We start from the raw sequence: 10,417 nt of genomic DNA on the forward strand, positions 1-10,417 counted from the left end.
TATATCTCGTAAAGATGAAACATTATTCCAAGTAATGCGTAAGTGTATTGAAACGTTCTTTTCTATATACTACCATATTAGGAAACTAGTAAAGAAGCAGAACTTTACAAGGACAATGAAAAATTGAAAAGGAGACATGCTATGAGTAGCGTTGTATTGGAAATTCAAGGACTGACGAAACAAGTGGGCAAGAACAAGAAAATCGTTCACGATGCATCTTTTCAAATGAAGAAGGGAGAAATTCTAGGGCTATTAGGACCGAACGGAGCAGGGAAAACAACGACGATTCGAATGATCGTTGGACTGATCAAAAAAACGGAAGGCAAAGTTTTCATTAATGGGTCGGATTTAGACCGTGAGGGTCAGTCGTGCATTTCAGATGTGGGAGCAATTGTGGAAAATCCGTCTTTCTATGATCACATGAGCGGGTATAAAAATTTACAGCAATATGCCCGATTATCCAAGGAGAAAGTATCGAAAGAGCGTTTGGACGAAGTAGTTGCCCTTGTTCAATTGAGTCATGCGATCAAGGATAAAGTGAAAAAGTACAGCTTAGGGATGAAGCAACGTTTAGGTGTAGCTCAAGCGATCTTACATAAACCGGCTTTACTTATATTGGATGAGCCTACCAATGGATTGGATCCAAAGGGAATCAGGGAATTACGCGACTATTTACGTGAACTTGCCAATGATGGTATTTCCACATTAGTCTCTTCTCACTTGCTGTCTGAAATGCAGCTTATGTGTGACAGAGTCGTTATAATGGAGCAAGGAAAAATTATTGATGTATCTGACATGTCTTCATTAAATGAAAATGGTAGTTCAGATCAACTTGTAGTCATGATGAATGTAAAAAAAGAGCACATGGAACTTTCGGAGGAAGTGATAGAATCATTAGAAGGCATCACGATCATTAAAAGGGAAAATGATCATCAGCTCGTGCTCGATATGACTCATGACTTAATCCCTCAATTAAACCGACACCTCGTAAAAGCCGATGTAGACGTTTATGGAATTGAATCAAAGAAAACATCACTAGAAGATAAATTCCTCGCGCTTACTTCTGAAGATAGACAGTTAATGAAGGAGGGGAAATGATCGATGATACCTTTGTTGAAAAACGAGTGGATTAAGCTTTGGAACAAAAAACAGACATGGTTCTTTTTAGGTGCAATTGTTGTCTTTATAATTGGTCTCACGTTTATTTATAACAGCTTTTTCGTCGATGAGAGCAACGCGGCTGATAATAATTGGGAAGTGCAGTTAGAAACAGAGATCGCTGAGCAAGAAGAAATTTTAGCGACAGAAACAGACGATGAATGGATCCACGAAAATGCTCAGCGGACGATTGACGAAAACGAAGAAATGCTTGCCGCTGGGATTAACCCAAATCAGATGAATAACATGGTCTTTATGAACGAAACTGTACTTGGTGTAGCGTCGTTCATTACCTTGTTCACTGTCATTGTCGCAAGTTCGATTGTATCTTCTGAAATTGACAAAGGGACGATGAAACACTTGTTAATTCGACCGTTCGAACGGTGGCAGGTTTTAGGTGCTAAATTTTTAGCGGTGATCGGATTTTCCATTGTATTGATGGTATCACTGGTGTTCACTAGTTTTCTTATGGGAACGATCATTTTCGGGACAGGGAGCTTTTCCACGCCTGTCATGGAGATGAACTTCGATGGACCAAATCTATACACAACGGTGGCGGAGGTTCTTCCTGCGAAAATCGGTTTATACATGTTAAATATGCTGATGTTCGTGGTTATTTCTTTTTCAATCTCCATTCTTTTTAAAAGTCAGACGCTGGCTGTTGGGATCGGTGTATTCATTTTGTTCTTTACTCCGATGCTTCAAGGGTTTTCAGTGTTAGTTGGCGAAAGCGTGTGGTACAAATTCATTCTCTTCCCTCACTTGGATCTTCCATCTTATGTAATGAGAGATGAGATTCTCCCCGGGGTTGGCCTTGGATTTTCGTTAGCTGTATTGGCGGTATATGCGATCGTTCTTTTAGGAGCGACCACGGTATATTTCCAAAAGAAAGACCTTATTTAACCAGAACAAAAAAATCCTCAAAAGCTTTTTCAGCTTTTGAGGATTTTAATTAAACTGGTTTATGTTGTTGATCATATTCTTTCTTTGCCTGCCTTAAGTAATAAATAAAGGCTGCCCCTCGCAAAATTCCTTCTAAATTATTACGGTCAATGAAGTCTGTTCCTGCTTGAGCCGTCTTAGCTTTCCCTGATGTGTATCTAACCATTGTAGATGTTAAATGATGAGCGGATTTTCCTGTGTCATGAATGATATCAAATAGTGGGTTAAACTTTGAAATTTTATCATTCACATCAACAAGAGTTTCATTCGCGTTGTAAAGAATCACCGTTGCTTCCCCTGTGACTTCTCCAACACTTTTGTTCAGTGTTTCTACCGTGTCCGCTGTATGACCTAATGTTTCAGCTAACTTTTTCATTACAGGAATAAGAATTAACACAAGTCCTGCAAAACCTAAAGATAAAATAAATACACCAATTCCTAACCAATCCATATGTACCACCTCGTTTTAAAATTTTTACTCTAAACATTAATCACGATACGTTTCAATCATATCTAAAAACTGTGCAATATAATCTCCAACTAAAGGTAGGGAGACCGTATTTACTAATATGAAAAAGAAGATCGCGAGAAATATTGCAGTTCCAAGTGTTAACCCAACACCTCGAGCTACCCCGGCTAGAAGATTCACTTTAATGACTTCTTTTTTGTTCGTGAAATGGTAAGCCATATCTTTTAAGCGACCATTTGTTGTCATTTCTTCTAGTTTATCTAAAAGCTGCTCGAAACGCTCGTTTTCCTCTTGCCTCTTCTCATCGCCACGAGTTTTAGATGGGAGTTTTCTTTTTTCCTGTTCTTTAGATAAAGCCAATAAAAGCACCTCTTTTTCCATGTTAATGATAGGTGCTGATACTATACCCTCTACACCTTTATTGTAAACCATTGACAGGGTTTGTACTATTGTTTCTTTTCTCGTACTGTTTTATGATAAATGATGAAATTAAATCCAATAGCGCATGAAATATATTTCAAAATGAAAGCGGTTATTTATTTTTTTGAGAATGAGGGTGAAGGCATTGGAAAAGGAAAAAAGAGATAAAGTGATTGAAGCTGCGCGAATGTACTATATTTTTGATTATAATCAAAGCGTCATTGCTGAGAAATTGGGCGTTTCAAGGCCTACTGTATCACGCCTTCTTGATACTGCCAAGCAAGAAGGAATTGTCGAGATTAAAGTGGTATCTCCTGAAGAAGATATTGTGGCCATGACCGACAAACTACAAAAGAAATTTGGTCTAAAAAAGGTATTGATCGCTCATACCCCCGAAGATGATGAGACGAAGACGAAACAATATTTAGGAAGATTGGCGGCTCAATACTTGAATGAGATCGTTCAAGATGGGGATATCATAGGCGTCACATGGGGCACGACAATACATGAGGTGGCGAAAGAGCTAAAACCGAAATCGGTTTCCAATGTAAAAGTCGTTCAGTTAAAAGGTGGAGTCAGTCATTCTGAGACGAACACGTATGCAGGAGACATTTTATATTTATTTGGCCAAGCCTACCACACCGTACCTCACCATTTACCTTTGCCAGCCATCGTTGATCATGTTGTCGTGAAACAAGCAATGGAAGCCGACCGTTATATTAGAAACATCTTGGAATTAGGGCGTAAAGCGAATATTGCTCTGTCTACGATTGGTCCAATAAAGTCAGAATCGTTGCTCTTCCAACTAGGCTATTTTTCTGATGAAGATTTAGAGCTCATTCATGAAAAGGCTGTTGGAGATATAAGTTCACGTTTTTTTAATGAAAAAGGGGAAATCTGCCACTCTGATTTGAATTTACGAACGTTAGGAATTGAATTGGAAGATTTAAGATCTAAGGACTATTCGATCCTCGTAGCAGGAGGTGAAAATAAACGTTCAGGCATTAAAGGGGCGTTGAATGGTCAATATGTCAATGTTTTAGTAACCGATATCCATACAGCAAATCACTTACTAGAAGAGGAATCGCTTTAGATGAACGGGTTGAAAAAGATAATTATCTGTTATGAAAAGTGATTTTAAAAAGAGGGAAAAACTTCATGAAAAATAATTCATGAAAAGGTTTACAAATGTTCAATCAAAATGATATAGTCTTACATGTAAACAGGTTGTTAGACGTCTGAACAATAAAAAACAACGAGAAAAGGCTTGAGGTGACAGACATGAATATATTGTGGGGTTTGTTTGGTGTATTTGTCGTTTTATCTATTGCATTTTTATTATCAAGTAATAGACGAGCCATTAAACCAAGGACAATTATAGGTGGGTTAGCGATTCAATTTACATTTGCTTTTATCGTTTTCCAATGGGAAGCAGGAAGACAGGGATTAGAAGGATTAACAGCAATCGTAAATAATGTTGTGGGATATACAGATGAGGGAATTGATTTCCTATTTGGTGGGATCTTTGAAGGGGAAGGCATAGGGATGGTTTTTGCTTTCCAAGTATTAACCGTCGTTATTTTCTTTTCTTCACTTATCTCTGTTCTATACTACTTAGGAATTATGCAAAAAATCATTAAATTTATTGGTGGCGCCTTGGCCAAACTACTTGGTACAAGTAAGCCAGAGTCGCTTTCAGCTGCGGCAAACATTTTTGTAGGACAGACAGAGGCACCGCTAGTCGTAAGACCGTTCTTAGATAAAATGACTCGATCCGAACTGTTTGCAGTCATGACTGGTGGTTTAGCTTCTGTTGCAGGTTCCGTGTTAATCGGGTATTCATTATTAGGGGTTCCATTAGAATACTTATTAGCCGCAAGCTTTATGGCTGCTCCATCAGGATTAATCATGGCTAAAATTATGTTGCCGGAAACAGATCCAGAGGCTACTTCAGACGAGAGAGTAGTTGAAATGGACGATGATCAAGAATCGTATAACGTGATTGATGCGGCAGCGCGGGGGGCAAGTACAGGACTTCAGCTAGCATTAAATATCGGTGCCATGCTATTGGCATTCATCGCTTTGATTGCCTTGATAAATGGACTTCTTGGAGGAGCAGAAAACATTATCAATAATGTTGTTAACTACGTGTTAGGTTTAGTTGGCTCTGATGCTTCAATCAACTTACAAGGAATAACGTTGGAGAATATTTTCGGTGTGTTATTCGCACCATTGGCGTTCGCGATAGGTGTACCATGGGCTGAAGCGTTCCAAGCAGGGTCATTTATTGGACAGAAGCTCGTATTAAATGAATTTGTCGCGTATGTTGCCTTTACAGATGTGATGGATACTTTATCTCCAAAAACGATCTTAGTCATCAGTTTTGCCCTTTGTGGTTTTGCAAACATCTCCTCGTTGGGAATTTTGCTTGGTGGACTTGGGAAGTTGGCACCAAGTCGTCGCGGTGATATCGCTAAATTAGGTTTGAAGGCGGTCGCAGCAGGTATGCTAGCATCACTGTTGAATGCGTCTATTGCCGGGATGTTCTTTTAATAAAGTCTGACAACAACATCTTAGAAAAATACTCAAGGGAAATTCTGCTGGAGAAGATTTGCAAAAATTATCAAGTTTAATGCTGAAATTCTAAGAGTAAGTTAAAATAATCGTAGGATAATCGAAAGGATGAAGAACATGAGTCAATCAATCGGAGCAATGATCGATCACACGCAATTAAAGCCTGAAACAAAAGAAGAACAAATTACGAAACTTTGTGAAGAGGCAAAAGAGTATAAATTCGCCTCAGTATGTGTTAACCCTACGTGGGTTAAAAAATCAGCTGATATGCTAAAAGGCAGTGGCGTTGATGTTTGTACAGTTGTAGGCTTCCCATTAGGGGCTAACACGCCTGAAACGAAAGCATTTGAGACAACAAACGCGATTGCAAATGGCGCAACAGAAATTGATATGGTCTTAAATATCGGTGCTTTGAAAGACGGTAACGATTCCCTCGTAGAAGCAGACATGCGCGCCGTAGTAGCTGCAGCGAAAGGAAAAGCGTTAACGAAAGTAATTCTTGAAACGTGCCTATTAACTGACGAAGAGAAAACTCGGGCATGTGAAATCGCCTTGAAAGCTGGACTTGATTTCGTGAAGACATCAACTGGGTTCTCAACAGGAAACGCAACGGTTGAAGACGTTGCCTTGATGAAAAAAGTTGTTGGCGACAATGCCGGTGTAAAAGCATCAGGTGGAGTACGTAGTCTAGAAGATGCTCAAGCGATGATTGAAGCAGGTGCTACTCGAATCGGAGCAAGTGCCGGTGTGAAGATCGTACAAGGTGAGAAAGTAGATAGTGATTATTAAGTGATTAATCCCGCAGTGAAATCATACATTTCGCTGCGGGATTTTTTTGAGGTTCAGGTTATTTCCTTTTAAGCACGTACATTTTCAGTGGGTACTCTCCATCTTCAAGCACGTAGTTATCATAGAGGTGATTCATATCCTTTTCTTTAACGTCTAAGCCCTCTTTTTTAAAAATATCGAGCCAAGTATGTTCCGAGAACAAGCCAATCGTGTGTTTATCATGCTCTACGTGAAGACCCCTGTTTTCACGGATCAGGTAAACCATCACGGATTCATATGTTTCAGCAGAGGTGATGTGATTGTTTTCAAAAAGCGTCACATGTACTCCATCGCGGGTCCCGCTATAGGCAAAATTGTTCTCCTGAAAGATTTCTTTCGGTTGGCAGACGATAAGCATCGTACCGTCCGATTTCAAGTGCCTGGCTGCAGTTTCCACAGCATTCCCTAAGTCAGAAGGAGTTGTCATGTACATAATCGATTCAGCAAACACGACGATGTCGAAGGTCTCGTTCAGGTCGAACGAGCGCATATCCGCCTCAATGTAAGTTGCTTCAGGATTTACTTCACTTGCAATATCAAGCATGCCTTTACTCAGGTCAACGCCGGTAACCTGGAAGTGTTTTTTGAAATGATAGTCATGACCGCCAGCCCCACAGCCTATATGGAGAAGGGTACGCGATTTCCGGGTCGTATGTTCATTAATTGCTTGAATATGGTGATCGGCTTCTTCACCGTAATCTTCAGGAGAAGCAATAATGTGCTCCGTCCAAGCCAAATCATTGTAAGCTTTCCAGTTCATCAGAACATCCCCTTTCGTCATTTATTGTAGTTTGGAGGTTCTAAGCAGTCAATTATTAAAAGCGAGATTGTGTGAGAAAAAAAGTACTGTCCCACCTGTGAGGGACAGTACTTTGATCATTACCTTATGCTTTTATATTTACTCGAAACCGTTCCTGGGGACACGCTGTATTTTTCAGATACAGTCTTTTGTGACAGACCGCCTGAACCCTCTGTCTGCTTGCCTATCCAGTATTCCAGCGCTGCCGAGAACGCTTCGGGCTTTTGGATTCTAGGCGAGTGCTCTTTTGTGTAAGCAATCCAAGTCACTTTTGCTTTTAAGAACCGATCGAATGTGAACACACTCCAATCTAACTTCTCTTTAAGCAGGTTCAGAACTTGTTTGCTGGAGTCGTTAAGTCTTTCTTCTGCCTGTAGTTCTTTACCTGAAATGGTCAAGAGACTAAGTACATCCAAGGCTTCATGGAAATGAGAAGTAAACCACTCTTGCTCATTGGTCTTGGTTTCAGATAAACTCTTCATTTCATTCAAATGAGTCAAAAAAGATTGCTCCAGTTTCTGAGGAATCCCGATCGCATCATTACCAAGGGAGTGTCCTGTTGGAGTCGGATATAAATAACCGATAAGACGATCGCCTTCAGTTAAATTAGCTGAGGCTGGCGTTTTTTCAAGAGTCAGCGATGTCTCTTGGAAAACGTCATAAATCGCCATGTTCTTGTCATCAGATGAAGTCACATGAAAGAGTTTAGGTTCTAAAGCCAACCACTCTTGTAAAAACTGCTGAAATTTCTCTGAATAAGAAGAACCTTGTTTTTTTACGTAATCAGACAAAATCGTTTCATTCCCGTCAACCATCGGATAGTTGAACAGCATCCAGTGGAAAATCAGTTGAGAGAAAGCTTGCGCATCAGCTTTTGGCAAACGTTCAAGAGATTGAACGTAGCGTTCGTAAACGGGCTGAAGCTGTTGATCGAATTTCTTACTATAATCAAACACCCTCGGTAACAATTCGTTGAAAGCCAATTGATCTTTCTCGTCAAAGCGAGGTTTCGCTTGTAATTTAACTAAACAGCATTTCTTGTATTTCTTACCACTCCCGCATAGACACGGGTCATTTCGTTTCAATGTTGCCATAACCTTTCACCTCGTTCATTTAAATCACCTTCCCTATCATATCAGCCTTGCTGATTTTTTCAACTGTTCAATTATGGTACAATCAAATGCAGACTATTAGGGAACGGAAAGGATACGAAAGCATATGACGAAGCACCAACCACCAGTGAATAAAAACGAAACGATTCATGTCACCTTTGAAGACATCACCCATGACGGGGCAGGCGTGGCGAAAAAGAACGGCTATCCATTGTTCGTCAAAGGAGGCCTCCCTGGAGAAGCAGCTGAAGTTAAAGTCGTCCAAGTGAAGAAAAACTACGGATTTGGTCGTCTCATGAAGATTAATGAGGAAAGTAGCGAGCGCGTGGAGCCCCCTTGTCCAATCTTCAATCGATGCGGCGGCTGTCAACTTCAGCATTTGAGTTATGAAGGGCAATTAGCCTATAAGCACAAACAAGTAGAAGAGACGTTATCTCGAATTGGCGGCATTACGGACGTACCTGTTCATCCGACGCTAGGAATGAACGATCCCTGGCGCTACCGAAACAAGTCCCAAGTTCCAGTTGGGGAGCAGCGAGGCGACCTGGTGGCAGGTTTCTACGCGGAACGAAGCCATCAAATTGTCGATATGGAGAGCTGTGTCATCCAGCATGAGGATAATGACAAAGTCGTTCAATTGGTGAAAAAATTAGCGAAGCAGTATGGTATACGCGGTTACGACGACCGTATTCATAAAGGAACCCTTCGCCACGTGGTCGTGCGCCATGCCAAGCATACAGATGAACTGATGGTCGTCCTTGTGACGAAAGGGAAGGAACTCCCTAATAAGAAAAACCTTATTGAAGCTTTGCAGAACGAACTACCGAACGTGAAATCGATCGTGCAAAACATTAACCCGAAACGAACCAACGTCATTTTTGGCGATCGGACGGAAGTCCTCTGGGGCGAAGAAGTGATCCATGACTTTATCGGCGACATTCAATTTGCCATCTCCGCTCGCTCGTTTTATCAAGTGAACCCTGACCAAACAAAAGTGTTGTACGATAAAGCACTGGAATACGCGCAACTAACGGGGAAAGAAACAGTCATCGATGCCTATTGCGGAATCGGCACGATCAGTTTATTCCTCGCTCAAAAAGCAAAGCAAGTGTACGGCGTAGAAATTGTTCCAGAAGCGGTTTCTGACGCGAAACGAAACGCAAAGCTCAATCATATCGAAAATGCAGACTTCGTCGTCGGTGAAGCGGAAAACATCATGCCATGGTGGCAAGCCCAAGGCCTTCACCCTGATGTCATCGTCGTCGATCCGCCTCGAAAAGGCTGCGACGAAAAACTTTTAGAAACAATGGTCAACATGAAACCAGACCGCATCGTCTACGTCTCCTGCAACCCAGCAACTTTGGCGCGCGACTTGAAGTATTTAGCGGAACACGGATTCAAAACGCAGGAAGTCCAGCCGGTGGATATGTTTCCGCAGACGGGGCATGTGGAGTGTGTGTCATGGTTAGTGAAAAAATAATAAGTAGGAAAGTGTAAGACTTGAGGAGGTAATATTACAAGAGTAGTTGAGATTGAAGAGTAATGTGTAAACTATAATGGAACGATAAAAGGTGTCAGATCCTATAGTTAAGAGGGTTCTGACACTTTTTAGTTTTTAAATGTGGACAAGTGCCAGAACTCATCGCATTAATGCTTTATCAAAGTGGGGGCAGATATACTCTTTATACTTACTTCATTTTAATTCGGATCGGATGGATCTCCTTTTTACCCTGCGTATCATTTGTCTCCTGTGTATGAATGGTTTTTCGGTTTTCTTTTTTTAAAGCAGTTCGTTTCATTGAACTTGTTGCACTGTGCAGCATCTCCCCCATATCACGAACGGATTCCACTAATGGATCAACAGATTCCATTTTTCCTTTTACATCAACTGAAATTTTGTTGGCTTCATGTATTAGATCCTCTGCCTCATCAGTAATGCTGTTTACAGATTTCCTGGCGTCTGACAGCGTCTCCTTTGTTTCAGCCAATGTTGCCATTAGTTTTCGTAATGTCATAATCAAAAAGACGACGAGAAAAACAAATGCAACAGCTGCAATGCCAACACTCCATTCAATCATTGAGACCACCTCCCTTCTTCACTCAGTCTATGAGGGT

11 protein-coding genes are annotated in these 10,417 nt (G+C 40.9%); 6 read left to right on the forward strand and 5 right to left on the reverse strand.

Going from position 1 to position 10,417, the window contains the following annotated elements; translation table 11 throughout:
* Nucleotides 1–141 precede the first annotated feature (141 nt).
* Both CR194_RS15665 and CR194_RS15670 read left to right on the forward strand, forming a co-directional pair.
* Nucleotides 142–1,098 carry an ABC transporter ATP-binding protein gene (locus tag CR194_RS15665; protein WP_110610752.1) on the forward strand — a complete coding sequence of 319 codons (957 nt, stop codon included), beginning with the start codon at nucleotides 142–144 and terminating at the stop codon, nucleotides 1,096–1,098.
* A gap of 3 nt (nucleotides 1,099–1,101) precedes the next feature.
* Nucleotides 1,102–2,061: an ABC transporter permease gene (locus tag CR194_RS15670; RefSeq protein ID WP_110610754.1), complete on the forward strand. Its 960-nt coding sequence runs from the start codon at nucleotides 1,102–1,104 to the stop codon at nucleotides 2,059–2,061.
* 49 nt (nucleotides 2,062–2,110) lie between these two features.
* On the opposite strand, the gene CR194_RS15675 is transcribed toward CR194_RS15670, so the two are convergent.
* Nucleotides 2,111–2,551: a DUF948 domain-containing protein gene (locus CR194_RS15675; protein ID WP_110610756.1), complete on the reverse strand. Its 441-nt coding sequence runs from the start codon at nucleotides 2,549–2,551 to the stop codon at nucleotides 2,111–2,113.
* Between the two features lie 36 nt (nucleotides 2,552–2,587).
* Complete coding sequence (locus CR194_RS15680) at nucleotides 2,588–3,001, reverse strand: DUF5665 domain-containing protein (RefSeq protein ID WP_233254394.1); 414 nt, start codon at nucleotides 2,999–3,001, stop codon at nucleotides 2,588–2,590.
* Nucleotides 3,002–3,119: 118 nt separating this feature from the next.
* On the opposite strand from CR194_RS15680, the gene CR194_RS15685 reads away from it, so the two are divergent.
* From CR194_RS15685 to deoC, 3 genes are all read left to right on the forward strand, one after another.
* Entirely contained in the window at nucleotides 3,120–4,082 is a 963-nt protein-coding gene (locus tag CR194_RS15685) for a sugar-binding transcriptional regulator (RefSeq protein WP_408640765.1), read from the forward strand.
* 188 nt (nucleotides 4,083–4,270) lie between these two features.
* Nucleotides 4,271–5,542 carry a NupC/NupG family nucleoside CNT transporter gene (locus CR194_RS15690; protein ID WP_110610760.1) on the forward strand — a complete coding sequence of 424 codons (1,272 nt, stop codon included), beginning with the start codon at nucleotides 4,271–4,273 and terminating at the stop codon, nucleotides 5,540–5,542.
* A 138-nt stretch (nucleotides 5,543–5,680) separates the two neighbouring features.
* The gene (gene deoC / locus CR194_RS15695; protein WP_110610762.1) at nucleotides 5,681–6,352 is read left to right on the forward strand and encodes a deoxyribose-phosphate aldolase; all 672 of its coding nucleotides are present in this window, start codon (nucleotides 5,681–5,683) and stop codon (nucleotides 6,350–6,352) included.
* Nucleotides 6,353–6,410: 58 nt separating this feature from the next.
* On the opposite strand, the gene CR194_RS15700 is transcribed toward deoC, so the two are convergent.
* The gene (locus CR194_RS15700) at nucleotides 6,411–7,151 is read right to left on the reverse strand and encodes a class I SAM-dependent methyltransferase (RefSeq protein WP_110610764.1); all 741 of its coding nucleotides are present in this window, start codon (nucleotides 7,149–7,151) and stop codon (nucleotides 6,411–6,413) included.
* A gap of 119 nt (nucleotides 7,152–7,270) precedes the next feature.
* Entirely contained in the window at nucleotides 7,271–8,284 is a 1,014-nt protein-coding gene (locus CR194_RS15705; RefSeq protein WP_110610767.1) for an SEC-C metal-binding domain-containing protein, read from the reverse strand.
* 124 nt (nucleotides 8,285–8,408) lie between these two features.
* Between CR194_RS15705 and rlmD the strand changes: the two genes are divergently transcribed.
* A complete protein-coding gene (gene rlmD, locus CR194_RS15710; RefSeq protein WP_110610769.1) occupies nucleotides 8,409–9,782 on the forward strand; it encodes a 23S rRNA (uracil(1939)-C(5))-methyltransferase RlmD in 1,374 nt (457 codons plus the stop codon).
* 208 nt (nucleotides 9,783–9,990) lie between these two features.
* Here the strand turns inward: rlmD and CR194_RS15715 are convergent, their stop codons facing one another.
* Nucleotides 9,991–10,380 carry a DUF948 domain-containing protein gene (locus CR194_RS15715; RefSeq protein ID WP_110610770.1) on the reverse strand — a complete coding sequence of 130 codons (390 nt, stop codon included), beginning with the start codon at nucleotides 10,378–10,380 and terminating at the stop codon, nucleotides 9,991–9,993.
* Nucleotides 10,381–10,417: the final 37 nt, after the last annotated feature.

Source organism: Salipaludibacillus keqinensis, from assembly GCF_003226325.1.
In the GTDB taxonomy this organism is placed as follows: Bacteria; Bacillota; Bacilli; order Bacillales; family Salisediminibacteriaceae; genus Salipaludibacillus; species Salipaludibacillus keqinensis.

Coding starts and splice junctions, on each gene's coding strand:
- rlmD (WP_110610769.1), top strand. CDS start 8,409: ATGACGAAGCACCAACCACCAGTGAATAAAAACGAAACGATTCATGTC.
- CR194_RS15680 (WP_233254394.1), bottom strand. CDS start 3,001: ATGGTTTACAATAAAGGTGTAGAGGGTATAGTATCAGCACCTATCATT.
- CR194_RS15690 (WP_110610760.1), top strand. CDS start 4,271: ATGAATATATTGTGGGGTTTGTTTGGTGTATTTGTCGTTTTATCTATT.
- CR194_RS15700 (WP_110610764.1), bottom strand. CDS start 7,151: ATGAACTGGAAAGCTTACAATGATTTGGCTTGGACGGAGCACATTATT.
- CR194_RS15665 (WP_110610752.1), top strand. CDS start 142: ATGAGTAGCGTTGTATTGGAAATTCAAGGACTGACGAAACAAGTGGGC.
- CR194_RS15675 (WP_110610756.1), bottom strand. CDS start 2,551: ATGGATTGGTTAGGAATTGGTGTATTTATTTTATCTTTAGGTTTTGCA.
- deoC (WP_110610762.1), top strand. CDS start 5,681: ATGAGTCAATCAATCGGAGCAATGATCGATCACACGCAATTAAAGCCT.
- CR194_RS15715 (WP_110610770.1), bottom strand. CDS start 10,380: ATGATTGAATGGAGTGTTGGCATTGCAGCTGTTGCATTTGTTTTTCTC.
- CR194_RS15705 (WP_110610767.1), bottom strand. CDS start 8,284: ATGGCAACATTGAAACGAAATGACCCGTGTCTATGCGGGAGTGGTAAG.
- CR194_RS15685 (WP_408640765.1), top strand. CDS start 3,120: ATGAGGGTGAAGGCATTGGAAAAGGAAAAAAGAGATAAAGTGATTGAA.
- CR194_RS15670 (WP_110610754.1), top strand. CDS start 1,102: ATGATACCTTTGTTGAAAAACGAGTGGATTAAGCTTTGGAACAAAAAA.